The sequence below is a fragment of the Pseudomonas sp. Sample_11 genome, assembly GCF_004307505.1.
GTDB lineage: Bacteria > Pseudomonadota > Gammaproteobacteria > Pseudomonadales > Pseudomonadaceae > Aquipseudomonas > Aquipseudomonas atacamensis.
Map to the genome: position 1 here is coordinate 14,110 of NZ_RCOD01000008.1, position 23,880 is coordinate 37,989.

Annotated in this window: 26 protein-coding genes; 11 read left to right on the plus strand and 15 right to left on the minus strand. The window is 61.3% G+C overall.

The annotated features are described in order from the left end of the window. Positions 1-15: 15 nt before the first annotated feature. The 3 genes from D8U60_RS01630 to D8U60_RS01640 all read right to left on the minus strand — a co-directional run bounded on the left by D8U60_RS01630 (position 16) and on the right by D8U60_RS01640 (position 3,750). Positions 16-1,611, minus strand: coding sequence for a GMC family oxidoreductase (locus D8U60_RS01630; protein ID WP_130899339.1), 1,596 nt, complete (start codon positions 1,609-1,611; stop codon positions 16-18). A gap of 133 nt (positions 1,612-1,744) precedes the next feature. Beyond that, positions 1,745-2,290 carry a twin-arginine translocation pathway signal protein gene (locus D8U60_RS01635; RefSeq protein ID WP_130899340.1) on the minus strand — a complete coding sequence of 182 codons (546 nt, stop codon included), beginning with the start codon at positions 2,288-2,290 and terminating at the stop codon, positions 1,745-1,747. A 29-nt stretch (positions 2,291-2,319) separates the two neighbouring features. Next, positions 2,320-3,750 carry a coniferyl aldehyde dehydrogenase gene (locus tag D8U60_RS01640; RefSeq protein WP_130899341.1) on the minus strand — a complete coding sequence of 477 codons (1,431 nt, stop codon included), beginning with the start codon at positions 3,748-3,750 and terminating at the stop codon, positions 2,320-2,322. A gap of 147 nt (positions 3,751-3,897) precedes the next feature. Between D8U60_RS01640 and D8U60_RS01645 the strand changes: the two genes are divergently transcribed. Both D8U60_RS01645 and D8U60_RS01650 read left to right on the plus strand, forming a co-directional pair. Next, the gene (locus D8U60_RS01645; protein WP_016772708.1) at positions 3,898-4,569 is read left to right on the plus strand and encodes a TetR/AcrR family transcriptional regulator; all 672 of its coding nucleotides are present in this window, start codon (positions 3,898-3,900) and stop codon (positions 4,567-4,569) included. Positions 4,570-4,600: 31 nt separating this feature from the next. After that, positions 4,601-5,455, plus strand: coding sequence for a sulfurtransferase (locus tag D8U60_RS01650; RefSeq protein WP_123441745.1), 855 nt, complete (start codon positions 4,601-4,603; stop codon positions 5,453-5,455). A 119-nt stretch (positions 5,456-5,574) separates the two neighbouring features. On the opposite strand, the gene D8U60_RS01660 is transcribed toward D8U60_RS01650, so the two are convergent. From D8U60_RS01660 to D8U60_RS01675, 4 genes are all read right to left on the minus strand, one after another. Continuing rightward, positions 5,575-6,570, minus strand: a complete 996-nt coding sequence (locus D8U60_RS01660; protein ID WP_122698594.1) for a hydrolase — start codon at positions 6,568-6,570, stop codon at positions 5,575-5,577. Positions 6,571-6,635: 65 nt separating this feature from the next. Then, positions 6,636-7,250, minus strand: a complete 615-nt coding sequence (gene rsmD, locus D8U60_RS01665; protein WP_130899342.1) for a 16S rRNA (guanine(966)-N(2))-methyltransferase RsmD — start codon at positions 7,248-7,250, stop codon at positions 6,636-6,638. Beyond that, on the minus strand, positions 7,250-8,740 hold the full coding sequence (locus tag D8U60_RS01670; protein WP_130899343.1) for a pitrilysin family protein: 1,491 nt from the start codon (positions 8,738-8,740) through the stop codon (positions 7,250-7,252). Before D8U60_RS01670 ends, rsmD begins: the two co-directional genes overlap by 1 nt. Further along, a complete protein-coding gene (locus D8U60_RS01675; protein WP_130899344.1) occupies positions 8,733-10,088 on the minus strand; it encodes a pitrilysin family protein in 1,356 nt (451 codons plus the stop codon). The genes D8U60_RS01670 and D8U60_RS01675 overlap by 8 nt, the downstream gene beginning before the upstream one ends. Positions 10,089-10,432: 344 nt before the next feature. Between D8U60_RS01675 and ftsY the strand changes: the two genes are divergently transcribed. The 4 genes from ftsY (at position 10,433) to rpoH (ending at position 14,575) form a co-directional block, all read left to right on the plus strand. Further along, positions 10,433-11,917, plus strand: coding sequence for a signal recognition particle-docking protein FtsY (ftsY, locus tag D8U60_RS01680; RefSeq protein ID WP_130899345.1), 1,485 nt, complete (start codon positions 10,433-10,435; stop codon positions 11,915-11,917). Next, on the plus strand, positions 11,914-12,585 hold the full coding sequence (ftsE, locus tag D8U60_RS01685; RefSeq protein ID WP_016772715.1) for a cell division ATP-binding protein FtsE: 672 nt from the start codon (positions 11,914-11,916) through the stop codon (positions 12,583-12,585). The genes ftsY and ftsE overlap by 4 nt, the downstream gene beginning before the upstream one ends. Further along, entirely contained in the window at positions 12,582-13,607 is a 1,026-nt protein-coding gene (gene ftsX / locus D8U60_RS01690; RefSeq protein WP_122881806.1) for a permease-like cell division protein FtsX, read from the plus strand. The genes ftsE and ftsX overlap by 4 nt, the downstream gene beginning before the upstream one ends. A gap of 113 nt (positions 13,608-13,720) precedes the next feature. Beyond that, positions 13,721-14,575: an RNA polymerase sigma factor RpoH gene (gene rpoH / locus D8U60_RS01695; RefSeq protein ID WP_016772717.1), complete on the plus strand. Its 855-nt coding sequence runs from the start codon at positions 13,721-13,723 to the stop codon at positions 14,573-14,575. Between the two features lie 85 nt (positions 14,576-14,660). Here the strand turns inward: rpoH and mtgA are convergent, their stop codons facing one another. Beyond that, a complete protein-coding gene (gene mtgA, locus D8U60_RS01700; protein WP_095181330.1) occupies positions 14,661-15,383 on the minus strand; it encodes a monofunctional biosynthetic peptidoglycan transglycosylase in 723 nt (240 codons plus the stop codon). A gap of 74 nt (positions 15,384-15,457) precedes the next feature. On the opposite strand from mtgA, the gene D8U60_RS01705 reads away from it, so the two are divergent. The 5 genes from D8U60_RS01705 to D8U60_RS01725 all read left to right on the plus strand — a co-directional run bounded on the left by D8U60_RS01705 (position 15,458) and on the right by D8U60_RS01725 (position 18,657). Then, positions 15,458-15,838, plus strand: a complete 381-nt coding sequence (locus tag D8U60_RS01705; protein ID WP_130899346.1) for a DUF423 domain-containing protein — start codon at positions 15,458-15,460, stop codon at positions 15,836-15,838. A gap of 71 nt (positions 15,839-15,909) precedes the next feature. Then, positions 15,910-16,110, plus strand: coding sequence for a sulfur carrier protein ThiS (gene thiS, locus D8U60_RS01710; RefSeq protein ID WP_160769632.1), 201 nt, complete (start codon positions 15,910-15,912; stop codon positions 16,108-16,110). Positions 16,111-16,171: 61 nt separating this feature from the next. Then, positions 16,172-16,966, plus strand: a complete 795-nt coding sequence (locus D8U60_RS01715) for a thiazole synthase (RefSeq protein ID WP_130899347.1) — start codon at positions 16,172-16,174, stop codon at positions 16,964-16,966. Between the two features lie 9 nt (positions 16,967-16,975). Beyond that, a complete protein-coding gene (gene trmB, locus D8U60_RS01720; protein ID WP_122748357.1) occupies positions 16,976-17,701 on the plus strand; it encodes a tRNA (guanosine(46)-N7)-methyltransferase TrmB in 726 nt (241 codons plus the stop codon). A 167-nt stretch (positions 17,702-17,868) separates the two neighbouring features. Continuing rightward, positions 17,869-18,657 (plus strand): hypothetical protein, encoded by a 789-nt coding sequence (locus D8U60_RS01725; RefSeq protein WP_130899348.1) that lies wholly within the window; start codon positions 17,869-17,871, stop codon positions 18,655-18,657. Positions 18,658-18,780: 123 nt separating this feature from the next. On the opposite strand, the gene D8U60_RS01730 is transcribed toward D8U60_RS01725, so the two are convergent. From D8U60_RS01730 to D8U60_RS01760, 7 genes are all read right to left on the minus strand, one after another. Continuing rightward, entirely contained in the window at positions 18,781-19,329 is a 549-nt protein-coding gene (locus D8U60_RS01730) for an RNA 2'-phosphotransferase (protein WP_016772723.1), read from the minus strand. Between the two features lie 139 nt (positions 19,330-19,468). Then, a complete protein-coding gene (locus D8U60_RS01735) occupies positions 19,469-19,792 on the minus strand; it encodes a DUF3392 domain-containing protein (RefSeq protein ID WP_008083808.1) in 324 nt (107 codons plus the stop codon). Between the two features lie 22 nt (positions 19,793-19,814). Beyond that, complete coding sequence (gene hemW / locus D8U60_RS01740; protein WP_130899349.1) at positions 19,815-21,020, minus strand: radical SAM family heme chaperone HemW; 1,206 nt, start codon at positions 21,018-21,020, stop codon at positions 19,815-19,817. Then, positions 21,017-21,613: an RdgB/HAM1 family non-canonical purine NTP pyrophosphatase gene (gene rdgB / locus D8U60_RS01745; protein ID WP_130899350.1), complete on the minus strand. Its 597-nt coding sequence runs from the start codon at positions 21,611-21,613 to the stop codon at positions 21,017-21,019. Before rdgB ends, hemW begins: the two co-directional genes overlap by 4 nt. Further along, positions 21,610-22,044 carry a DUF4426 domain-containing protein gene (locus D8U60_RS01750; protein WP_024014660.1) on the minus strand — a complete coding sequence of 145 codons (435 nt, stop codon included), beginning with the start codon at positions 22,042-22,044 and terminating at the stop codon, positions 21,610-21,612. Before D8U60_RS01750 ends, rdgB begins: the two co-directional genes overlap by 4 nt. Before the next feature lie 26 nt (positions 22,045-22,070). Next, a complete protein-coding gene (gene metW / locus D8U60_RS01755; RefSeq protein WP_039757544.1) occupies positions 22,071-22,691 on the minus strand; it encodes a methionine biosynthesis protein MetW in 621 nt (206 codons plus the stop codon). Positions 22,692-22,698: 7 nt separating this feature from the next. Continuing rightward, positions 22,699-23,838: a homoserine O-acetyltransferase gene (locus D8U60_RS01760; protein ID WP_130888301.1), complete on the minus strand. Its 1,140-nt coding sequence runs from the start codon at positions 23,836-23,838 to the stop codon at positions 22,699-22,701. Positions 23,839-23,880 lie beyond the last annotated feature (42 nt).

Here is a 23,880-nt window from a genome sequence, read left to right on the forward strand (position 1 = left end):
GAATAATCTGCTTTTTCATGGATTTTTCAGTCGGTCAGCCAAGGCTGTCGCCAGTTGCGCGGTCAGGCCATACACCGACAGCTGCGGGTTGGCGCCGATGCTGGTGGGGAACAGCGAGCCGTCGTGAATCGACAGATTGCGCAGTTGATGATGGCGGCCGAGGCTGTCAGCGACCGCGCTTTGCGGATCTTCACCCATCGCACAACCACCCATCACATGGGCGCTGCCGAGTCGCGTGCGGTACAGCTCCAGGCTCAGTCCATCGATCATTGAGCGCGCCTCGGCCAGTGTCTTCACATAGCGGCCGTCGGCGTGCATCGGCATCACCGATTGCGCGCCGCCGGCGAACTGGATTTCGGCCATGACGTGAAAGGCCCGGCGCAAACCGTCCCAGGCGTATTGCGAAACCTGATAGTCGAGCACCGGCGAGCCATCACCGCGCAGCTCCACCGAGCCACCGCTGCTGTCCGGGTGGAAGCCATCGCGCAGCAGCGCCAGCATCGCGTGGGTGTGCGGCAGGTCGGCCATATGCTGGGCGTTTTCCTTGCCGAAACCACCGAGCAGTGTGGCAGCCAGCGCCGGGTGCAGCGGTGGCACTTCAAGTTTGAACGCCATCGGCCCGGTGGTGCCGTCCTTCCACTGAAAATGGTCGGAATAGATCGACTGCGGCGCGCCGTAAAACGGATTGACCACCTCGGCGAATCGCGCGGCGGACATGTTCACCGGGTGCAGAAAGGTGCGCTTGCCGATGCGCTCATGCGGATCCGGTGCGTCAGAGCGCAGCAACAGCGCCGGGCTGTTGATGCCGCCGCCGGCCAGCACGTAATGCCGCGCCTTGACGGTGATGCTGCGCCCGGTCGGCTCGACGCAGCGTTGGTCCATCGCCACGCAATGCAGCCCGGTAACCTTGTCGCCGCTGATCAGCAGCTTCTCCACCCGCGCCAGATACAGCAGCTCGCCGCCCTTTTCCAGCGTCGCCGGGATGGTCGTGACCATCATCGATTGCTTGGCGTTGCTCGGGCAGCCCATGCCGCAATAGCCGAGATTCCAGCAACCGCGAACGTTGCGCGGGATCACGTGCCAGCTGTAGCCGAGTTGCTCGCAGCCTTTGCGGATCACATCGTTGTTGGCATTGGGCGGCACCATCCACGGCGCGACCCCGAGGCGCTGCTCCATTTTTTCGAACCACGGCGCCATCTCTGCCGGACTATGGCCTTTGACGTTGTGCTCGCTGGCCCAGTGTTCGAGGGTCGGTTCGGGCGTGCGGAAACTCGAGGTCCAGTTGATCAGCGTCGTACCGCCGACCGCGCGGCCCTGCAGGATCGTGATCGCGCCGTCCTTGCTCATGCGCCCGATGCCTTCCTGGTAGAGGCTGCTGTAGGCCTCGTCTTCGAGCAGTTTGAAATCCGAACTGGTCTTCAGCGGGCCTTCTTCGATCAAAAGGACTTTATAACCGGCCGCGCTGAGGATCTCCGCTGTGGTGCCGCCGCCGGCGCCACTGCCGATGATCGCCACGTCGGCTTCGAGGGTGAGGTCGTCGCTCAGTTGCGCGCCGTTGTAGGTTTTCCAGCCTCGGGCGAGGCCTTCGCGGAAGGGATCGGGTACGGGCATCGGTCAGGTTCTCTTTATTATTCTGGATGCGGGTGTGTGTGGCGGCTGGCCCCTTCGCGAGCAGGCTCGCTCCCACAGGGGAATGCATTTCAAATGTGGGAGCGAGCCTGCTCGCGAAGGCCGCGCCCGGGTTTCAGACCTTAGGCGGCCCGGGATAACCGCAATGCGCCCAGGACTCGGCGCGGGTGTACCAGGCCATCATCACCATCTGCTGCAATGAGCTATGGCCCATGCGCAGCAAGCTCAATGAACTGTTCTCCCAGCGTTCGAGGAAATGCCGCATCGCTTCAGCGCTGGCGTTTTCCCAACTGCCCCAGATGCCGGTGAGCGGGCCACGGGTCACGGCCATGCCGAGCACATCGAACAGTTGCCGAGTGAGCTTGAGCATTTCCGGCGACACGTGATCGAGGCTGTAGTCCAGCGACTTCAGCGTGCCGTCGACCGCTGCGGGCATTTCCCCGGCGGCGACGGCGCCGTCGAGCATCACCGGGATCAGCGCGCGCAGGAACAGTAGGTCGCCGTCGCGCAAAACCACAAAGCCGTTGGCGCTGACGCTCGACGAGCAGCCAGTGAGGCTGGCGCCAAGGCCGGCGGTGGCGAGAAACGCGGTGGCGCCGAGGCTGAATTTCAGCAGGCCACGGCGCGACAGGGCGGGTGTTTCGGTCAGGCTTGGGTGCATTGTTGTTATTACCCGGCGTCGACGAACGTTTAGCGAATGAACAGCTTCTGAATCAGTTTCTGAATCGATCTGCCGTAGGGCGGGTAGATCAGCCGGGCCGCGTTGAAGCGCTGCTTGATCAGCACGCCCTTGGCCTTGCTGAAGGTCAGGAAACCTTCGTGGCCGTGGTAATGGCCCATGCCCGAGGGACCGATGCCACCGAAGGGCATATCGTCCTGAGCCACATGCAACAAGGTGTCGTTCAGGCACACACCGCCGGAATGGGTCTCGTGCAGTACGCGATGCTGCTCGCGTTTGTCGTAGCCAAAGTAGTAAAGAGCCAGAGGACGAGGCCGCTGATTGATGTAAGCGAATGCCTGCTCCAGATCGCGATAAGGCACGATCGGCAGCAACGGGCCGAAAATCTCGTCCTGCATCACGGTCATCTCATCGCTGACATTGAGCAGCACGCTGTGCGGCATGCGTCGGCCCTGGCCTTGTTCGAACAGCGGGATCAGCAGCGCGCCCTTGCTGGTCGCGTCGCTGACGTAACCGTTCAGCCGGGCCAACTGGCGTTCGTTGATGATCGCGGTGTAGTCGGCGTTGTCGGCCAGGGTCGGGTAGAAGCCTTTCACAGCCTGGCGATAGGCCTCAACGAAAGCGCCGACGCGGTCTTCCGGCACCAGCACATAGTCAGGCGCGACGCAGGTCTGCCCGGCGTTCAGGGTCTTGCCGAAGGCGATGCGTTCGGCGGCGTCCTTGAGCGGTACGTCTCTGGAGACGATGGCCGGCGACTTGCCGCCCAGTTCCAGGGTGACCGGCGTGAGGTTTTCCGCGGCAGCGCGCATGACGTGCTTGCCGACGCTGGTGGAGCCGGTGAACAGCAGATGATCGAAAGGCAGACGCGAGAACGCCACGCCGACATCCGCTTCGCCCAGCACCACGCAAACCAGGTCTTCGGGAAAGATCCGCGCCAGCAGTTCTTTGAGCAGCAGGCCGGTAGCCGGGGTCGATTCGCTGAGCTTGAGCATCACCCGATTGCCGGCAGCCAGGGCGCCGACCATCGGCCCCACGGCCAGATACAGCGGGTAGTTCCACGGCACGATCACGCCGACCACGCCCAGCGGCTGATAAACCACCTTCGCCGAAGCAGGCTGGAACGCCATGCCTACCTTGCGCCGCGAGGGCTTCATCCAGTTTTTCAGGTGACGACTGGCGTAGTGAATGCCGTGCAGGCTCGGCATCAGCTCGGCGAGCAGGGTTTCGTCGGCGCTGCGGTGACTGAAATCGGCGCTGATCGCGTCGATCAATGCCTGCCGCTCAGCGCTGAGCAGATCGCGCAAAGCCTTGAGCCATTGTTGCCGCTGTGCGGCCGGTGGCATCGGGTTGGCGGCGTACGCGGCCCGTTGTGCCTGGAACTGCAGATCAAGGGTTTCAAGAGGCTGTTGCAGCGTTTGCAGGTAGGCAATGTCGGCAGTCATCGCGGGCTCCGGATTTTATTGTAGTGGGCACTTTTTAGAGTCTAAGCTCTAGAAAGTCAAACGACTTCCGCGCACGTCAGTGTTTTATCCATTTCCGGTTAGGTCGTAAGATGCGCCGTCTACGCACTCTGAATTAAAGCTCAAGCCATGGCCCCACGAATAAAAACCAGCGAGCGCATCGTTCAGAACAGCCTGGAGCTGTTCAATCAGCAGGGCGAGCGCAGCGTCAGCACCAACCACATCGCCGCGCACATGGAGATTTCTCCGGGCAACCTGTACTACCACTTCCCCAACAAGCAGGCGATCATCGCCGTGTTGTTCAGTGAGTACGAAGCCCTGGTGGACAGCTTTTTGCGCCCGCCCCAGGGTCGCCCGGCGACCGTCGAGGACAAGCGTTTCTATCTCAAGGAACTGCTCTCGGCCATGTGGCGCTACCGTTTCCTGCATCGTGACCTTGAGCATCTGCTCGACAGCGATGCGGAACTGGCCGCGCGTTATCGGCGTTTCTCCCAGCGCTGCGTGATCCAGGGGGCCGCAATCTACGAAGGTTTTGTCGCCGCCGGCATTCTGAAAATGGATCGCGTGCAGATCGAATCGCTGACCCTCAATGCGTGGATCATCCTGACCTCGTGGGTGCGTTTTCTGTGCACCACCCGGGAAAACTCCAACCACCTCAGCGAACAGGCCGTGAAGCGTGGCGTGTATCAGGTGCTGGTGCTGGAAGCAGGGTTTGTTACCGATCAGGCGCGGGATGAAGTCAACGCACTGTTCGACGAGTTCTACGTGCCGCTGGCGCAGGCCCTTGAAGACGTGAAATAAACCGTTCAGCCGAATTCCACAGGAGCCCGTTATGTCGATTGCGCAGTTGATCAGCCCACAAGCACTGGACGCTCGCAAAGAGCAGCCGGGGCTGGTGATTCTTGATTGTCGTTTTGCCCTCGAAGATCCGGATTACGGCCAGCGCAGCTACGCCGAAGGGCACATTGCCGGGGCGAGTTTCGCCGATCTGGAGCGGGATCTGAGCGGTAAAGTCGAGAAGGGCGTGACCGGGCGTCATCCGTTGCCCGAGCCGGCGGCGCTGATCGAACGCCTGCAAGCCTGGGGCATCAGCAACGACAGCGATGTGGTTTTGTACGACGACGGCCCGGGTGCATACGCGGCGCGGGCGTGGTGGTTGCTGGCTTGGCTGGGCAAGCGCGACGGCGTATTCATTCTCGATGGCGGGCTCAAAGCCTGGCACGCCGCCGGCCTGCCGCTGAGCCTGGATCCACCGAGCGTGACGCCGGGCAGCTTCAGTGGTCAGCCGGACATGAGCCTGTTGCTCAGCGCCGAACAATTGCAGCAGCGCCTCGGCCAGCCAACCCTGACCCTGCTCGACGCCCGCGCCTTGCCGCGCTTCAAGGGCGAAGTGGAACCGATCGATCCGGTCGCCGGACACATTCCCGGCGCGCAGTGCGCGGCGTTCACCGACAACCTCGGCAGTGATGGACGGTTTTTGCCGGCCGAGCAGCTCAAGCAGCGCTTTGCCGCGAAACTGGGTGATCGCTCACCGTCGGAACTGGTCGCCTACTGCGGGTCCGGGGTGACGGCGTGTCACAACCTGTTTGCACTGTGCCTGGCTGGCTATCCGCTGGGGGCGCTGTATGCCGGATCGTGGAGCGAATGGATCAACGAACCGTCGCGCGGCATTGCCACCGGCGAATAACATCGCTGATCCCATGTGGGAGCGAGCCTGCTCGCGAAGGCGTCCTGTCAGGCATTGAATTTCCAGACTGACACACCGCGATCGCGAGCAGGCTCACTCCTGCAAGGGTTATGCGGCGCTCATTGGCCGAGTGCGGCCAGCCATTGCGGGATACGCCGCTCCAGGTAATACCCGGGCCGGCGCACCGAGCCGTCGACAAAACCGACATGACCGCCACGCGCCTGCAATTCGAACCGGGTGCAGGCTGACAACTCGTCGGCTTGCGGCAGGCTGTGGGGAAATACGAACGGATCGTCCGCCGCCTGAATGATCAGCGTCGGCGTGCGGATCTCGCCGAGGTAATAGCGGCTCGAGGCGCGGCGGTAATAATCCTCGGCATCATTGAAGCCATGCAGCGGCGCGGTAACCCGGCCGTCGAAATCCCAAAACGTACGCATGTTCTCCAGCGAGCCGAGCGCGGCCAGTTTCGCCAGGCCATCTTCGCGCCCGTCATGCTGGAACTGACGCTGCTTGTTCCTGATGTAGGCGACCATCTCTCGCATGAAGTGCGCCTGATACACCCGCGAAAATCCTTGGCCAATGCGATCGGCACATTGATCGAGACGGAACGGTACCGACACCGCCACCGCGCCGAGCACACCGCTGTTGCTGCCGGTTTCACCCAGATGCTTGAGCAGCACATTACCGCCCAGCGAATAGCCGACCGCGTACAACGGCGCCAACGGTCGTTTCGCGCGCAGGTGCTGGATGGCTTCGGCAAGGTCTTCGCTGGCGCCGGAGTGGTAGCTGCGCGGCAACAGATTCGGCTCGCCGGAACAACCGCGCCAGTTCAGCGCGACGCTGGCCCAGCCCTGCTCGGCCAAGGCCTTTTGAATGCCCGCCACATAGGGCGAATTGGAAGAGCCGGTCAAACCGTGCAGTACCAGTACCAACGGCGCCTCGGCGCTGTGCGGGCCGTGCCAGTCAAGGTCGAGGAAGTCGCCGTCCTCGAGCCACAGGCGTTCGCGTTCGCGCTCGATGTGCACGGTCTTGCGCCACAGCGGCCCCCACAGGGTTTGCAGATGCGGATTGCCGAGGCCGAAGGCGGGGATGAAGCGTTCTGGCGAAGGGGGCACGATGATTCTCGATGGGCTTGTGGCGAGGAAGCTCGCCACCTCGCCGCAGGTTGCTTGCGACCTTGTCAGCCGGCGATGTCCGCCGTGCGCTGCCACAGCGCGTAAAAAACCCGACCGGATTTCTGTTCACGATGCAGGCGCCAGGTGCCCGGCAGGCCCAGCGTCGATGGCGCTGTTTCGCTTTCAGTGTAGATCCACGAATCGGCCGCCAGCCATTGGCGCTCTTCCAGCAAGGTACAAACCGCTGGCAACAGGTTCTGGTTGAACGGCGGGTCGAGGAACACCAGGTCGAACGGCGTCGCGGTCTGGGTTTCCAGGTAGCGCAGCGCGTCGGCGGTTTGCACCTGGCCGTTGCTGCAACGCAAGGTGCCGAGGTGTTCCTTCAGACTGGAAACCGCAACGTTGCTGGCGTCCAGCGCCTGGGCCGTGGCCGCGCCACGGGACAGGGCTTCGAGAAACAGCGCGCCGCTGCCGGCGAACGGGTCGAGCACTTTCGCCCCTTCGACATACGGCGCGAGCCAGTTGAACAAGGTTTCACGCACGCGATCCGGGGTCGGGCGCAGGCCTGGTGCGTCGGGGAAGCTCAGCTTGCGGCTGCGCCACTGGCCGCCAATGATGCGCAGCTGATTGACGCCGTTGTGCACGTTTTGCACAGGTTTTTTCGGTGCTCGAGTGGCCATTAATGCTCCGGAACCCCGAGCGGTTGCTCGGCAGGTTTATCAGATGGGGCCGGTAACGGCTTTTGCGGCACGGTCGGGCCAGCGGTGACGATGACCATTTTCTCCGTGCTCAGGTGTTTGTTCAGCGCAGCGCGGACTTGCTCTACGGTCAGGCTCTGCGACTGACGCATGAAATCGTCGAGATAGCTCAGTGGCAGATTATAGAAGCCCATCGCGCCCAATTGGCCAACGATGTCGGCGTTGCTCGCGGTGGACAGCGGGAAGCTGCCGGCCAGTTCGCGCTTGGCATCGTCGAGTTCTTTCTGCGTCGGCCCGGTTTTCAGGTAGTCGGCGAGCACGTCCTGCACCAGTTTCAGGGTGCCTTCGCTCATCTCGGCGCGGGTCTGCAGATTGATCATGAACGGGCCACGGGCCTGCATCGGGCTGAACGCCGAATACACGCCGTAGGTCAGGCCGCGCTTCTCGCGCACTTCGCTCATCAGGCGCGTACCGAAACCACCGCCGCCGAGGATCTGATTGCCCAGCGACAGCGCGGCGTAATCCGGATCATCGCGATCGATACCCAGTTGCGCGAGCATCAGGTTGGTCTGTTTCGACGGAAACTCGATGTGGTTGACGCTGGCCTTCGGTTCCTGAGGTGCGGCGATTTTCGCCAGTGCCGGACCTTTCGGCAGGGCAGAAGAGACCTGATTGGCGATCGCCTCGGCTTCGGCTCGCGACAGGTCGCCGACCAGTGCAATCACAGCGTTGCCTGCGGCGTAGGCCTTGGCATGGAACTCGCGCAATTGCGTGACAGTGATCTTCGGCACGCTTTGGGCATTGCCATCGCTGGAATGCGCGTATGGGTGATCACCATAAAGGCGCTTCATCAGCTCCAGACTGGCAAGTTTGCCGGGGTTCTGTTTCTGGTATTCGAAACCGGCGAGCAGCTGGTTCTTGATGCGCGCGAAGGAATCGGCGGGGAAGGTCGGTTTGCCGACCACATCGGCGAAGAGCTTCAACGCTGGTTCACGCTGCTCAGGTGCGCTCAGGCTGCGCAGCGAAGCCAGCGCCATGTCCTTGAACGCACCGTTGCCGAAGTCGGCGCCGAGGCCTTCAAACCCTTGAGCGATCGCACCGACGTCTTTGCCGGCGATACCTTCGTTGAGCATGGCGTTGGTCAGCACGGCGAGGCCGGGGACGTTGCCGTCCTGGCTGCTGCCAGCGGCGAAGATCAGGCGCATGTCGAACATCGGCAACTCATGGGCTTCGACGAACAGCACTTTCGCGCCTTCAGCAGTGTTCCAGGTCTGTACGTCGAGCTTGCGGCTGGCCGGGGCCTTGCCGTCGAGTTCGGCCAGCGATTGCAGTTTCTGGCTGGACTTGGCGTTATCCAGTGCTTCGCTGGCCTTGCTGTCAGCGCTTGGCGACAAATAAACCGCTGCCGAGCCGATCACCGCGACAGCAATCAGGCCAAGCAGCATCAGGCGTGGGGTTTTGCGCTCACTCATGAGTCGTCTCCAAAGGCAGGACGTGGGCGACGCTGAGACGTTCGCGGGTGAAATACTTTTTCGCGGCGTTCTGGATGTCTTGCGGGGTCACGCTCTCCAGATCGGCCAGTTCGGTGTCCATCAGCTTCCACGACAGGCCGACCGTTTCCAGTTGACCGATCGCGGTGGCCTGGCTGGTGATCGAGTCACGCTCGTAGACCAGGCCGGCGATGACTTGAGCGCGGACGCGTTCCAGCTCTTCGGCAGACGGCGCGGTGGTTTTCAGTTGCTCAAGCAGTTTCCACAAGCCGGCTTCGGCCTGGGCGATGGTCTTTTTCTTCTGCGTATTCGGCGTGGCCGACAGGGTGAACAGGCTGTCGCCACGGGTGTAGGCGTCATAGTCCGACGAGCCGCCGGAGACCAGCTCTTCGCCGCGTTCCAGTTGCGCCGGGATGCGTCCGCTGTAGCCGCCGTCGAGCAGCGCCGAGATCAGGCGCAAGGCGTTGACCGAGCGTTTGTCTTCAGCGGTAGCAAGGCTCGGCACGTTGAAGCCAAGCATCAGGCTCGGCAGTTGGGTCTGCACGCGCAGGGTGATCTGGCGTTCGCCGGGCTCGGCCAGTTCCAGCGGTTTTTTCGCCGGTGGCACGTCGCGTTTGGCGACCGGGCCGAAATAGCGCTGGGCGAGGGTTCTCACTTCGTCCGGAGTGACGTCACCGACCACCACCAGGGTGGCGTTGTTCGGCGCGTACCAGGATTGGTACCAGTGGCGCAGTTCCTCGACTTTCATGCGGTCGAGGTCAGCCATCCAGCCAATGGTCGGCGTGTGGTAACCGCTGGCCGGGTAGGCCATGGCCTTGTAGCGCTCGTAAGCCTTGGACATCGGCTTGTCATCGGTGCGCAGGCGGCGCTCTTCCTTGATGACTTCGATTTCCTTGGCGAACTCGTCGGCCGGCAGGCGCAGATTGGCCATGCGGTCGGCTTCCAGTTCAAAGGCCACGCCGAGGCGATCACGGGCCAGCACCTGGTAATAAGCGGTGAAGTCGTCGCTGGTGAACGCGTTCTCTTCGGCGCCGAGGTCGCGCAGGATCAGCGAAGCTTCGCCGGGGCCGACTTTTTCGCTGCCCTTGAACATCATGTGCTCGAGCGCGTGGGACAGACCGGTCTGGCCCGGAGTCTCGTAGCTGGAGCCGACCTTGTACCAGATCTGCGAAACGACCACCGGCGCACGATGGTCTTCGCGCACGACGACCTTGAGGCCGTTGTCGAGGGTGAATTCATGGGTCGGTTGCGGGTCGGCCGCCAAGGCCGAAAGGGGCAGGCAGACTGCGCTGAGCAGCAGGCCAGCAGCGCGGCGGGCTAGAGCATTCATTCGTTTTTCAACCTGTTGGGCTGCCCGCTTGGTCTTAGCGTCGGCGGGCGAGAGGGTGCTAGGATACTGATCCGTTTTACTGGCGACCACGCCTATCAGGTTTTCAGGCTTGATAAGGCTGTATAGGTTGGCGGCAGAAAGCTGTGGTTTATCGACTAAACTTCGCTTTTTCGCCGATTTTGCCGGTTTAGTCCTTCGTTAATACGAATCTTTGAGGTGCCGCTGGCGCTTCGACAAAATGTTGCGCGTGAACAAGCTGGGTGAAACACAGTCTGTTCTGCATCGAATATTTATTTGCCGGGGCGCCCTGTTGGCGCGTCGCTACCGTGAGATAGCCGTCCTCCATGTTTGGTTCCAACGACGACAAGAAGAGCCCAGCTGCGGCTGGCGAGAAGAAAAGCCTGTTCGGATGGCTGCGGAAGAAACCGCAGGAACCCGTCGTCGAACAGCCGCCCGCGATTCCTGAACCGGCCCCCGCGCCAGCTCCTGTAATAGAAGAAGAGCCGGCGCCGATTGTGCTGCCGATCGCCGAGCCGGTGCTGCAACCGGAGGTTGAGGCCGAGCCCGAAACGCCGGCCGCTGCCGAGTTGCCGCTGACGCCCGCCGCCGAGCCGTGGCTGACCTTGCCAGTGGCAGAAGAACCGGTCGCGCTGGTTGAAGAAGCAGCGCCGCATGTGACGCCAGTGATTCCTGCGCCGGTTGCCGAAGTGGCTGCGCAGCCTGTGCCTGAGCCGGTTGTCGAGTCAGCGCCGATCATTTCTGAACCCGCCGCCCCGGTTGTTCCGCCGTCCGAGCCTGAGCCCGCACCGCTTGCCGCTGCGCCGGTTATCACTCCGATCGTGCCGGTCGAAGCACCTGTAGAAGCGTCCGTCGAAACCCCGCGCACCGAAGAAACCAAAGCCGGCTTCTTCGCCCGTCTCAAGCAAGGCCTGTCGAAGACCAGCGCCAGCATCGGCGAGGGCATGGCCAGTCTGTTCCTCGGGCGCAAGACCATCGACGATGACCTGCTCGACGACCTCGAAACCCGTCTGCTCACCGCCGACGTCGGCGTCGAAGCCACTACGCAGATCATCCAGCGCCTGACCCAGAAGGTCGCACGTAAGGAGCTGGCCGACGCCGACGCCCTGTACAAATCTCTGCAGGCCGAATTGGCAGCGATGCTCAAACCGGTTGAACAGCCACTGAAAATCGCCTCGCAGAACAAGCCTTTCGTGATCCTGGTGGTCGGCGTCAACGGCGCCGGCAAAACCACCACCATCGGCAAACTGGCGAAGAAGCTGCAACTGGAAGGCAAGAAAGTCATGCTGGCGGCCGGTGACACCTTCCGTGCCGCGGCCGTGGAGCAATTGCAGGTCTGGGGCGAGCGCAACAAGATTCCGGTGATCGCCCAGCACACCGGCGCTGATTCCGCTTCGGTGATCTTCGACGCGGTGCAAGCGGCCAAGGCCCGTGGCATCGATGTGCTGATTGCTGACACCGCCGGTCGCCTGCACACCAAAGACAACCTGATGGAAGAGCTGAAAAAGGTTCGCCGGGTGATCGGCAAGCTCGACGCCGACGCGCCGCACGAAGTGCTGCTGGTGCTCGACGCCGGCACTGGCCAGAACGCCATCAACCAGGCCAAGCAGTTCAACCAGACCGTCGAACTGACCGGCCTGGCCCTGACCAAACTCGACGGCACCGCCAAGGGCGGGGTGATTTTCGCCCTGGCCAAGCAGTTCGGCCTGCCGATCCGCTACATCGGCGTCGGTGAAGGCATCGACGATTTGCGCACCTTTGAAGCCGAACCCTTTGTCCAGGCACTGTTTGCCGAGCGGGAGCGTTCATGATTCGTTTCGAACAGGTCGGTAAACGCTACCCGAACGGTCACGTCGGCTTGCATGAGCTGAGCTTTCGAGTCCGTCGTGGCGAGTTCTTGTTTGTCACCGGGCACTCCGGTGCCGGTAAATCCACGCTGTTGCGCCTGTTGCTGGCGATGGAACGGCCGACCAGCGGCAAGCTGCTGCTCGCCGGGCAAGACCTGAGCACCATCAGCAACGCGCAGATTCCGTTCCTGCGCCGACAGATCGGCGTGGTGTTCCAGAATCACCAGTTGCTGTTCGATCGTACGGTGTTCAACAACGTCGCCTTGCCGCTGCAGATCCTCGGCCTGTCCAAGGTCGAGATCGCCAAGCGCGTCGATTCGGCGCTGGAGCGCGTGGCACTGTCGGACAAATCCGATCTGTACCCGGGCGACCTGTCCACCGGTCAGCAACAGCGCGTCGGCATTGCCCGCGCCATCGTCCATCGCCCGGCCTTGCTGCTGGCGGACGAACCGACCGGTAACCTCGACCCGCGTCTGGCGGCGGAGATCATGGGCGTGTTCGAAGACATCAACCGTTTGGGCACCAGCGTGCTGATCGCCAGTCACGACCTGGCACTGATCGCGCGCATGCGTCATCGCATGCTGACCCTGCAACGCGGCCGCCTGATCGGCGACGGGGAGGCCGGGGTATGAGTGCGACACGCAGTCCGAAGGTTTCCGAGCGCGTGGCCCCGAAGGCCGCCGACCCGCAACCGCAGAAGAAGAAAAAACACGACGATGACGACGGCCCGGACTTCGCCACGCTGTTTCACGCCTGGATCGAAAGCCATCGCGCCAGCCTGCTCGACAGCCTGCGCCGCCTCGGCAAGCAGCCGATCGGCAGCTTCTTCACCTGCATGGTGATGGCCGTGGCGTTGAGTCTGCCGATGGGGCTGTCGCTGTTGCTCAACAACGTTGAGCGTCTTGGCGGTTCCTGGCAGCGCGCGGCGCAGATTTCCCTGTACCTGCAACTCGACGCCAGCCCGGAGCAGGGTGAGGCGCTGCGTGAGCAGATCAAAGGCATGCCCGGCGTCGCCGATGCCGAATATGTCGGCCGCGATCAGGCGCTGGAAGAATTCCAGCAGCAGTCCGGCCTGGGTGAAGCCCTGCGTGAGCTGCCCGAGAACCCTTTGCCGGGTGTGGTGCTGGTGACACCGAACGAAGTCGACAAGCCGACACTCGAAGCATTAAGACAAAAACTTTCCGAGCTGCCGAAGGTACAACAGGCGCAACTTGATCTAGTCTGGGTCGAGCGTCTGGCCGCCATCCTCAAGCTTGGCGACCGCTTTGTCTTCGGTCTGACGGTATTGTTGGTGTCTGCATTACTTTTGGTGATAGGCAATACCATTCGTCTTCATATTGAAAACCGCCGCACCGAGATAGAAGTGATTAAACTCGTCGGCGGCACTGACAGTTATGTGCGCCGCCCTTTCCTGTATATGGGCGCGTTGTATGGCTTCGGTGCAGGGCTGTTGTCCTGGGGCGTATTGGCGTTCGGCCTGAACTGGCTGAACGATGCGGTGGTCGGACTGGCCGGTTTGTACGGCAGTGATTTCGCCCTGGCCGGCGTGCCAGTGGCCGACGGTCTGTCGCTCTTGCTTGGCGCGGTGCTGTTGGGTTATATCGGTGCATGGATTGCAGTCGCACGTCATCTCAGGGAGCTGGCGCCGAAGTAGAATCTTTTTTGCGCGTGATTGACCTTGCAGTTTTTAGGGGAACTTGTCTTTCGGTTTCCGGTCAATTTTCGCAGTGCCAATGGCACGAGTATGTAAGTGGGAGGTTTTTTCGTATGACCAATTCTTTGCAGCCTGCATATGCTCTGGTCCCGGGTGCGAACCTGGAGGCCTATGTGCACACCGTCAACAGCATTCCATTGCTGACGCCGGAGCAGGAGCGTGAACTGGCCGAGAGTCTCTACTATGAGCAGGATTTGGGGGCGGCTCGGCAGATGGTGCTCGCCCACCTGCGTTTTGTCGTACACATTGCCCGTAGCTATTCCGGCTACGGTCTGGCTCAGGCTGACCTGATCCAGGAAGGTAACGTCGGCCTGATGAAGGCCGTCAAGCGCTTCAACCCGGAAATGGGCGTGCGTCTGGTGTCGTTCGCGGTGCACTGGATCAAGGCGGAAATTCACGAGTTCATCCTGCGCAACTGGCGCATTGTGAAAGTCGCGACCACCAAGGCCCAGCGCAAGCTGTTCTTCAACCTGCGCAGCCAGAAGAAGCGTCTGGCGTGGCTGAACAACGAGGAAGTCCACCGTGTGGCGGAAAGCCTCGGCGTCGAACCACGTGAAGTGCGCGAGATGGAAAGCCGCCTGACCGGCCACGACATGGCCTTCGACCCGGCTGCTGAAGCCGACGACGACAGTGCTTTCCAGTCTCCGGCCAACTACTTGGAAGACCACCGGTACGACCCGGCGCGTCAACTGGAAGATGCCGACTGGAGCGACAACTCGAACACCAATTTGCACGAAGCACTGGAAGTGCTGGACGAGCGTAGCCGCGACATCCTCTACCAGCGCTGGCTGGCAGAAGAGAAAGCCACGCTGCACGACCTGGCGCAGAAGTACAACGTGTCGGCCGAGCGAATCCGTCAGCTCGAAAAGAGCGCGATGAACAAGCTCAAATTGTCGATCGCCGCTTAACCGGCGCATCAGCAATAAAAAACGCCCCGATCAGCGATGATCGGGGCGTTTTCATTTCTGGCTTCACGCAAAACCCATGTGGGTGTTATTCAGCCCAAGGCGCCCGTCGCGAATCATTCAGCCCGAGCAAGTAACTGTCCCCGCCCAACTGACTCATCTGCTGCCGAATCCACCCGGCACGTCGCGATACATATCCGGTCGGATGACTCGCGCTCCACACCCGTGGATTGGGCAGTACGGCAGCCAGATAACTTGCCTGCTGGCGCGACAATGACTTCGCGCTCACGCCAAAGTGGTGGCGGGCCGCCGCTTCAGCGCCAAATACGCCGTCATCCCACTCGACGCTGTTCAGGTACACCTCGAGAATCCGCTGCTTGGGCCAGAACACCTCAATCAGCGCGGTAAACCACGCTTCCAGGCCTTTGCGCAGATAACTGCGACCCGACCAGAGAAAGAGGTTTTTCGACACCTGTTGGCTCAAGGTGCTGGCACCGCGAATCGAACCGCCCAGCTCGTTGTGGGCCAGAGCGGCCTGAATCGCGCGCAGATCAAAGCCCCAGTGCTCGGGGAATTTCTGGTCTTCGCCAGCAATTACCGCCACTTTCAGGTCATCGGAGATCTCGTTCCACGGTTTCCAGGTGCGCTGCAGATCAATCGGCTCGCCGTCGACCCAGGATTCGACCTTGCGCTCGACCATCAACGCCGTGCCCGGCGGTGGCACGAAGCGGAACACCAGCACCAGCAAGACGCTGCCGCCGGCGAACCAGAGCAGAGCCTTCGTGAGACGACGGAAAATTGAACGCAGCATAGAGATGGCTTGGCCGAACCCGTGGAGCGGGCCATTATACAGACCCTGCCGATGGCGTCTGACTGGAGTTCCCCATGCTGCGTGGCTTTTTGATGCTGGCCGCTTTTTTCGGATTCACCGGTGTTGCGCTCGGTGCGTTTGCCGCCCACGGCCTGAAAAACCGTCTGACGCCGGAATACCTGACGATTTTCCAGACGGGCGTCACCTACCAACTGGTGCACACACTCGCGCTGTTCGGCGTTGCGCTGCTGGCCACGCAGATTCAGGGGCGCCTTATTACTTGGGCCGGCCTGTCCTTCACCGTCGGCATGGTGTTGTTCTCCGGCAGCCTGTATCTGCTGACCATGACCGGCATCAGCAAACTCGGCATCATCACGCCGTTTGGTGGCCTCGCGTTTCTCATCGGTTGGGTTTGCCTCGGCCTCGCCGCCTGGCGCTTGCAGCTAACCGCTTGACGCTTGGTACTGACCTTTAGGTCATGATCGGGCTAGAATGCCAGCCCCTAAAAATGATGGCGGCGTTGTGCATGCGCATTCAGTTGAACGGTGAGTCCTTTGAATTGCCCGACGGTGAAACCGTTGCGGGCCTGATCACCCGTCTGGATCTGACCGGACGTCGGGTGGCGGTCGAGCTCAATCTGGACATCGTCCCGCGCAGCCAGCATGCCGATACCACGTTGAACGACGGCGACAACGTCGAAGTGGTCCACGCCATCGGCGGCGGCTGATTGTCCCGGCCCGCAAGGGCACAGAATTCTGCAAGACCCTCACCCTTAAAGAGGATTCCCCATGAGCATCGTTCGTAGCGACAAGCCTTTTGTGCTGGCCGGTCGTACTTACCAGTCGCGTTTGCTGGTCGGTACCGGCAAGTACCGTGACATGGAAGAAACCCGCCAGGCCATCGAAGCCTCGGGTGCCGAGATCGTCACCTTCGCCGTGCGCCGCACCAACCTGGGCCAGATCGAAGGCGAGCCGAACCTGCTCGAAGTGCTGTCGCCGGAGCGCTACACCTTCCTGCCGAACACTGCCGGTTGCTACGACGCCATCGAAGCCGTGCGCACCTGCCGCCTGGCGCGTGAGCTGCTCGACGGCCACAATCTGGTGAAGCTGGAAGTGCTGGCCGACCAGAAAACCCTGTTTCCCAACGTGATCGAAACCCTCAAGGCCGCCGAAACCCTGGTCAAGGAAGGCTTCGACGTGATGGTCTACACCAGCGATGACCCGATCATCGCCCGGCAACTGGCGGAAATCGGCTGCATCGCCGTGATGCCGCTGGCCGGTCTGATCGGCTCCGGTCTGGGCATCTGCAATCCGTACAACCTGCAGATCATCCTCGAAGAAGCCAGGATCCCGGTGCTGGTGGATGCCGGTGTCGGTACCGCTTCCGACGCGACCATCGCCATGGAGCTGGGTTGCGACGCCGTACTGATGAACTCGGCCATCGCCCACGCCCAGCAACCGGTGATGATGGCGCAAGCCATGCAGCACGCCATCGTCGCCGGTCGCCTGGCGTACCTCGCCGGCCGCATGCCGAAAAAACTCTATGCCAGCGCCTCTTCGCCGCTGGATGGTCTGATCAAGTAAGAGCCATTGATGACTGAATCGAACGACACGCCTGTCCAGACGGAAGAAGGCGACGAGCGCCAACACCGCCGCATCAAGAGTTTCGTGATGCGCGCCGGGCGCATGACCGAAGGCCAGCAACGCGGCCTGGACCAGGGCGCGCCGCTGTACGTGCTGCCGCTGGCCGATGCGCCAGTCGATTACGACCAGGTGTTCGGCCGCTCGGCACCGCGCTCGCTGGAAATCGGTTTCGGCATGGGCCACTCGCTGCTGGAAATGGCCGCTGCTGCTCCGGAGCAAGATTTCATCGGTGTTGAAGTGCACCGTCCGGGTGTCGGCGCGCTGCTCAATGGCGTGCTGACCCAAGGGCTGACCAACCTGCGGGTCTACGATTGCGACGCGATCGAAGTGCTCAACCGCTGCATCGCCGACAACAGCCTCGATCGCCTGATGCTGTTTTTCCCGGATCCGTGGCACAAGAGCCGCCACCACAAGCGACGCATCGTCCAGGCCTCGTTCGCCGAACTGGTGCGCAGCAAGCTCAAGGTTGGCGGCATTCTGCACATGGCCACCGACTGGGAGCCGTACGCCGAGTACATGCTGGAAGTGATGAACGTCGCCCCGGGCTACCGCAACCTCGCCGAAGACGGCAAATGCGTCCCGCGCCCGGCCGAACGTCCGATCACCAAGTTCGAACGCCGCGGCGAACGTCTTGGCCATGGCGTGTGGGATCTGAAGTTCGAAAAACTGTCTTAAGCATCACGCAACACCCCGGTAGGAGCTGCGGCACGCTGCGATCTTTTGATCTTGATTTTGAGGATCAAAGATTGCAGCGTGCCGCAGCTCCTTGTTTCTGGGGTTCGCTCAAGTTTGGCCATGATCCGCCGATAGCTCGAGGCCCCATTTGTAAAGGAAGACAAATCTTGAAGGCCATTTTTGCCTGCACCGTAGTTCTGGGTCTGCTGTTTTGCGCAGCGTGCGAACGGGTAGTCAGCCCCGAAGAATACTTCGCGAGTGCGCAGAGAACGGCGGCAAAGATCGAGCGCGACGCTAATGACCGGATCAAGCGTGAGGCCGCCGGGGAAAGCGTGCAATACACCCGTGAACAGTTGCGCGTTGCCGAGGGTGATCTCGAGGCTCTTGTGGATAACCTCAAGCATGCGTCGGACGGCGGGCACACGCTGGCCACCTATTTTCTGGCCAGCCTGCAGGACAACCCGATGTTTTCCGAGCAGACGCGCTTACAGACCTGTGGTCTTTATCAGCAGGCCATGGATGATGGATTGTTAGCGGCTGCGGTGGGCTATTACCATTTGTGCGACAAGGCGTATGAACGATTTGATGCGCAAAATCCTGATCATTTGAAATTCTTGCAGTCTCTCGAGCAGTTGCTGCTCAAGCCTGATACGCATGCTGACGACTATCCGTTGCAGGCCAAACGTTCGCTGTGTTTTGAAGAAAACGGGTCGCCTGCCGGCAGGGTCGGGCCGATGGCCGCCATGCGAGCCGGCGCAGCTGGCCTGGTATTGTCCGAAGACCAGTTCCGGGCTGAGGCCTACTACATACTCGCGTTGACTCGTGTGAATGGCAGCGATCTGCGCGACAGCGGGAATATCGAACACTTCGATAAAGCGATAGCGCTGGGCTGCAAAGATTCCGTTGGCCTTAAGGCGATCCTTCAGGCGCAGAGCCGCTTATCGAAGAATCATTGAACCATGGCCCGATAGTGGGAGCGAGCCTGCTCGCGAAGAGGTGTGTCAGTCGGCGTGGATGTTGAGTGTCAAACAGCTATCGCGAGCAGGCTCACTCCTACAGTAGTTGTGAGTGTCTCGGATTTACAGTTTTGTCATGAAGCGCGCAGGTACGTGGTCTGTCAGCCACACGCCGTTTTCGGCCTGATAGAACTTGAAGCCTCCTTCCTGCATCTGCTGCGCCGCGACTGCGAGGACCACTACGCTGCCGTAGCGTTGACCTACGGAAGTGGCAGTGACGATCTCTTCCGAAAGATGCACATGATGGCGTGATCCAGGGATTAGACCTTGTTCATTGATCGAATCGAGAAAACGCGTCGCTGTGCCGTGATACAGCGTTTGCGGTGGGTGTTTCTCGTCGAACTGCAACTCGACAGTCTTCGTCGAATGGCCCTGAACAGCGCGGATGCACAAGCCGTCAGTGGAAATCGCAAAACGCTTTTTGTCGCTACTTGCCACCACTGTTTCAATCAAATCGCGATCGAGATTGCGACCGTCACGCGCAGCACCATGAATCAGTGCGTCGATATTTGCCCAGCCATCCGAATCCAGCGTGAGACCAATCGCTTGAGGCTGGTGACGCAACACGAAGCTGAGAAATTTGCTCGTCTCATCCAGTAGTTTTTTACTCATGAACTTCCCTTTCATTGCAATCAACTGTGGGAGCGAGCCTGCTCGCGAAAGCGGTCTGACAATCAACGATGATGTTGGATGTCATGACGCCTTCGCGAGCAGGCTCGCTCCCACATTTCGTTTTGGGGTGTTTGCGGGGTCAGCGGCGGTCGGCTACGACGCCGATCAGCACCAACACCACCAGCAGCACCGGCGCCAGGCTGTAGTTGTTGAACTGGCTCAGGCCTTTGATCACCCACGGCGTGGCGTAGATCAGCGCGGCGCCGCTGCCGATCAGGCAGAGCAGGGCCATCAGCGGCACGCGCAGGGCGCCGGCGATGCTGCCCAGGCGTTGCTCGACCCAGCCTTTGAAGTCAGCGCCGAACAGCACCAGCAGGCAACCGACCAGCGCCAGAGCGATTTCCGAGAGATTGCTGCGGCTCCAGCGGGAGACGGTGGCCAGCAGGTCGAGTATCAAATCCATGCGTTTTCCCTTTGAGCTGAAGTCAGTTCAGAAATTGTTGCAGCAAATCGTTGAGAAACAGCTGGCCGCGTTCGGTCGCCGCCAGGCGTGACGGTTCGACCTGCAACAGGCCGCTTTGTTCGGCTTCGCGCCGGCCTTCGGCGAGAGTCTCCAGCGACAGGCCGGTGCGCTCCGGATACAGGCGCGATTCGACCCCGGCAGTCAGGCGCAGGGCGTTCATCAGGAACTCGAACGGCATCTCGTCATTGCTCAGCGATTTCTCGCCGGCCTGAAAGCTTTTCGCCGGGTTCAGATAATCCTTCGGCAGGCGGGTTTTCCACGTGCGCACGATGCGCCCGTCCGGATGACTCAGCTTGCCATGGGCGCCGGCGCCGATGCCGATGAAATCGCCAAAACTCCAGTAATTGAGGTTATGCCGCGCCGGGCGACCGGCCTGGGCATACGCCGAAACTTCGTACTGCGCGTAACCGTGCTCGGCCAGCAGCGCCTGACCGGCTTCCTGAATGTCCCACAGGGTGTCGTCTTCCGGCAGCACTGGCGGCTGGTTCCAGAACACCGTATTGGGCTCCAGCGTCAGCTGATACCAGGAAATGTGCGTCGGCTTCAGCGCGATGGCCTGGCGCAGATCGCTCAAGGCATCGTCCAGCGACTGATCGGGCAAACCATGCATCAGGTCGAGGTTGAAGTTATCGAACCCGGCCTGCCGGGCCATGCCCGCCGCACGCACAGCTTCGTCACCGTTGTGAATGCGGCCGAGGGCCTCCAGCTTTTCCTGCTGAAAGCTCTGGATGCCGATCGACAGGCGATTGATCCCCAGCTTGCGATAAGCAACAAACTTCTCTTGCTCGAAGGTGCCCGGATTGGCCTCAAGGGTGATTTCGATGTCGGCGGCGAACGGGATGCGTTGCTCGACACCCTTCAACAAGCGTCCGAGGGCTCCGGCGCTGAACAGGCTCGGCGTCCCGCCACCGAAGAAAATCGAAGTCAGCTCACGGCCATACACCGCATGCAGATCCTGATCGAGATCGGCCAGCAGCGCGTCGACGTATTCCTGCTCCGGCAGCACCGGGCTGGCGGTGTGCGAGTTGAAATCGCAATACGGGCATTTGCGCACACACCACGGGATGTGGATGTACAGCGCCAGGGGCGGCAGGGTTGGCAGCGGTGCCCGAGGCGAGGACGCGGCGCCGCCGATGATCAGCGACGACGCGCAAGAATCAGTGGTCATTTCAAGCCCAGACGCTGGCGCAGCAGATCCATTGCACGGGCGCGGTGGCTGATCTGGTTCTTGTCGGCCGGACTCAGTTCGGCGCTGGACACATCACGCTCCGGCACCCAGAACAGCGGGTCATAACCGAAGCCATGCTCGCCGCTGGCTGCGTTGAGGATGCGTCCGTGCCACAGGCCTTCGCAGAGGATCGGCAGCGGATCATCGGCGTGGCGCACCAGTGCCAGCACGCAGACGAACTGCGCGCCGCGCTCGGCTTGCGGCACGTCCTTCAGCGCATCGAGCAGTTTGGCGTTGTTCGCCGCGTCGCCCTGGCCGTCGGCGTAACGCGCCGAATAGATGCCCGGTGCGCCGCCGAGGAAGTCCACTGCCAGCCCGGAATCGTCGGCCAGTGCCGGCAGCCCGGAAATGCGTGCGGCATTGCGGGCCTTGAGGATCGCGTTTTCGACAAACGACAGGCCGGTTTCTTCCGGCTCGACCTTGCTCCACTCGCCAATCGAGCGCAGTTGCACCGAGTCGCCGAGCATGGCCTGGAGTTCTTTGAGTTTGCCGGCGTTATGGCTGGCCAGTACGAGCTGCTTGATGTTCATCATTCGCCGGGAAAGAGTTCTTGGTTGAAATTGATGGTGTTGATCTTGTCGCCGTTCTGCACCTTGATTTCAAAGGTGCGGGTTTCCTGTTGCGGCACCGGGTACTGGGCGATGTAGTAGATCGCGCCCTGTTCGGTGACCTGGCGGAATTTCAGCGCCACGCTGTTGCTGGTCAGGTCCTTGACCGTGCCGGTGACGCTGGCGATCACCGGTTTGCCGTCCTTGACCACCGAGACGTTGATCACTCCCTGGTTCTTGCTGCGGATCAGCTCGGCAGCCTTGGCGATGTCCGGTTGCAGGAACGTCGAGTTGAACGTGTTGTAGTGCACCGTGATGTCGCCGAAGGTTTCCTTGCGTTCACCTTTGATGACGTCCGCCGCCATGGCACTGGCGCTCAGGCAGGCGGTGAGTAACAGCAACGCTAGACGACTCATGTTCGTGCTCCTTCAAATGCCCAGGCTCAGACCGCGACTCGGTGGTCCGCCAACTGCGGACTGCTGACGCGGTAGATACCGATTTCACCTAACAGATTAGGCCATAGCTTACTGGCCCACCCGTGGCGGTGCTGTTGATCCACGGCAAGCCGATCAATGACCTTCGCATCACGTTCGCGGCACAGTTCTTCGAAATCCTCGAAGGTGCAGAAGTGGATGTTCGGCGTGTTGTACCAGGTGTACGGCAGAAACTCGGACACCGGCATGCGGCCCTTGCTCGCCAGATACCAGCGGCAGCGCCAGTGGCCGAAGTTGGGGAAGGTGATGATGCACTGACGGCCGACCCGGAGCATTTCGTCGAGGATCCTGTCCGGGTAATGCACCGCCTGCAGGGCCTGGGTCATGACGACGATGTCGAAACTGTTGCTGGCAAAATTGCCCAGGCCTTTGTCCAGATCCTGCTCGATGACGTTGATGCCCTTGGCCACGCACTCGGCGATGTTGTCGGCGTCGTTTTCCAGGCCATAACCGGTGACGTTCTTGTTGTCGCGCAGCCAAGTCAGCAGCTCGCCGTCACCGCAACCCAGGTCGAGGACGCGGCTGCCGGCGGGGATCCATTCCTGGATGATTTCCAGATCAGCTCTCATGGCTTTCTCACAACGAAATGCGGTTCATGTAATTGCCGAACGCCTGCAAGTAACGCGGGATCGGAATCAGAAAGGCGTCGTGGCCCTGCGGTGCGTCAATTTCCAGATAACTGACGTCCTTGCGCGCGGCCATCAGCGCATCCACCAGTTCTCGCGAGCGAGCCGGGGAGAAGCGCCAGTCGGTGGTGAACGACATCACGCAGAACTTGGCCGTAGCGTTTTCAAAGGTTTTCGCCAGATCATCGTCGAAGTTCGCCGCCGGATCGAAGTAATCCAGCGCTTTGGTCATCAACAGATAAGTATTGGCATCGAAGCGCCCGGAGAACTCTTCGCCCTGGTAACGCAAGTAGCTTTCGACCTGGAACTCGACGCTGTGGAAGTCGTAGTTGAGCTTTTCGCTCTTCAGGCCACGGCCGAATTTCTCACCCATGGAGTCGTCGGACAGATAGGTAATGTGCCCGACCATGCGCGCCAGCATCAGCCCGCGCTTGGGGATCACGCCGGCTTCCTGGAACGAACCGCCGTGGAATTCCGGATCGGTGAGGATCGCCTGGCGCGCGACTTCGTTGAAGGCGATGTTCTGCGCCGACAGTTTTGGTGCCGAGGCGATCGCCAGGCAGTGCCGCACGCGATCCGGGTAGGTGATGGTCCATTGCAGGGCCTGCATGCCGCCGAGGCTGCCGCCGATCACCGCTGCCCACTGGCGGATGCCGAGCAGGTCAGCCAGACGCGCTTGGCTGTGCACCCAGTCTTCCACGGTGAGCACCGGGAAATCGGCGCCGAACGGCTTGCCGGTTTCCGGGTTGATACTGCTCGGGCCGGTGGAGCCGTTGCAGCCACCGAGGTTGTTCAGGCTGACCACAAAGAACTTGTTGGTGTCGATCGGCTTGCCGGGGCCGATGCAGCTGTCCCACCAACCGGGCTTGCGGTCGTCGACGCTGTGATAACCAGCGGCGTGATGATGACCGGACAGCGCGTGGCAGATCAGCACGGCGTTGCTCGCCTGGGCGTTCAGCGTGCCGTAGGTTTCATAAATCAGGTCATAAGCGGCCAGCGAACGGCCACAGGCCAGCGTCAGCGGTTCGCTGAAATGCGCGGTTTGCGGCGTTACCAGACCAACAGAATCGGCGGGAAAGGCAGTTGGCATCGACCCTGCTCTCGTTGAAATGAGGCGTAAGTCTAAAGACCG

What these genes read in the sequence shown, in the direction of transcription:
- D8U60_RS01630 (WP_130899339.1), bottom strand. Translation starts at nt 1,611, where the DNA reads ATGCCCGTACCCGATCCCTTCCGCGAAGGCCTCGCCCGAGGCTGGAAA.
- D8U60_RS01635 (WP_130899340.1), bottom strand. Translation starts at nt 2,290, where the DNA reads ATGCACCCAAGCCTGACCGAAACACCCGCCCTGTCGCGCCGTGGCCTG.
- D8U60_RS01640 (WP_130899341.1), bottom strand. Translation starts at nt 3,750, where the DNA reads ATGACTGCCGACATTGCCTACCTGCAAACGCTGCAACAGCCTCTTGAA.
- D8U60_RS01645 (WP_016772708.1), top strand. Translation starts at nt 3,898, where the DNA reads ATGGCCCCACGAATAAAAACCAGCGAGCGCATCGTTCAGAACAGCCTG.
- D8U60_RS01650 (WP_123441745.1), top strand. Translation starts at nt 4,601, where the DNA reads ATGTCGATTGCGCAGTTGATCAGCCCACAAGCACTGGACGCTCGCAAA.
- rsmD (WP_130899342.1), bottom strand. Translation starts at nt 7,250, where the DNA reads ATGGCCACTCGAGCACCGAAAAAACCTGTGCAAAACGTGCACAACGGC.
- D8U60_RS01670 (WP_130899343.1), bottom strand. Translation starts at nt 8,740, where the DNA reads ATGAGTGAGCGCAAAACCCCACGCCTGATGCTGCTTGGCCTGATTGCT.
- D8U60_RS01675 (WP_130899344.1), bottom strand. Translation starts at nt 10,088, where the DNA reads ATGAATGCTCTAGCCCGCCGCGCTGCTGGCCTGCTGCTCAGCGCAGTC.
- ftsY (WP_130899345.1), top strand. Translation starts at nt 10,433, where the DNA reads ATGTTTGGTTCCAACGACGACAAGAAGAGCCCAGCTGCGGCTGGCGAG.
- ftsE (WP_016772715.1), top strand. Translation starts at nt 11,914, where the DNA reads ATGATTCGTTTCGAACAGGTCGGTAAACGCTACCCGAACGGTCACGTC.
- ftsX (WP_122881806.1), top strand. Translation starts at nt 12,582, where the DNA reads ATGAGTGCGACACGCAGTCCGAAGGTTTCCGAGCGCGTGGCCCCGAAG.
- rpoH (WP_016772717.1), top strand. Translation starts at nt 13,721, where the DNA reads ATGACCAATTCTTTGCAGCCTGCATATGCTCTGGTCCCGGGTGCGAAC.
- mtgA (WP_095181330.1), bottom strand. Translation starts at nt 15,383, where the DNA reads ATGCTGCGTTCAATTTTCCGTCGTCTCACGAAGGCTCTGCTCTGGTTC.
- D8U60_RS01705 (WP_130899346.1), top strand. Translation starts at nt 15,458, where the DNA reads ATGCTGCGTGGCTTTTTGATGCTGGCCGCTTTTTTCGGATTCACCGGT.
- thiS (WP_160769632.1), top strand. Translation starts at nt 15,910, where the DNA reads ATGCGCATTCAGTTGAACGGTGAGTCCTTTGAATTGCCCGACGGTGAA.
- D8U60_RS01715 (WP_130899347.1), top strand. Translation starts at nt 16,172, where the DNA reads ATGAGCATCGTTCGTAGCGACAAGCCTTTTGTGCTGGCCGGTCGTACT.
- trmB (WP_122748357.1), top strand. Translation starts at nt 16,976, where the DNA reads ATGACTGAATCGAACGACACGCCTGTCCAGACGGAAGAAGGCGACGAG.
- D8U60_RS01730 (WP_016772723.1), bottom strand. Translation starts at nt 19,329, where the DNA reads ATGAGTAAAAAACTACTGGATGAGACGAGCAAATTTCTCAGCTTCGTG.
- D8U60_RS01735 (WP_008083808.1), bottom strand. Translation starts at nt 19,792, where the DNA reads ATGGATTTGATACTCGACCTGCTGGCCACCGTCTCCCGCTGGAGCCGC.
- hemW (WP_130899349.1), bottom strand. Translation starts at nt 21,020, where the DNA reads ATGACCACTGATTCTTGCGCGTCGTCGCTGATCATCGGCGGCGCCGCG.
- rdgB (WP_130899350.1), bottom strand. Translation starts at nt 21,613, where the DNA reads ATGATGAACATCAAGCAGCTCGTACTGGCCAGCCATAACGCCGGCAAA.
- D8U60_RS01750 (WP_024014660.1), bottom strand. Translation starts at nt 22,044, where the DNA reads ATGAGTCGTCTAGCGTTGCTGTTACTCACCGCCTGCCTGAGCGCCAGT.
- metW (WP_039757544.1), bottom strand. Translation starts at nt 22,691, where the DNA reads ATGAGAGCTGATCTGGAAATCATCCAGGAATGGATCCCCGCCGGCAGC.
- D8U60_RS01760 (WP_130888301.1), bottom strand. Translation starts at nt 23,838, where the DNA reads ATGCCAACTGCCTTTCCCGCCGATTCTGTTGGTCTGGTAACGCCGCAA.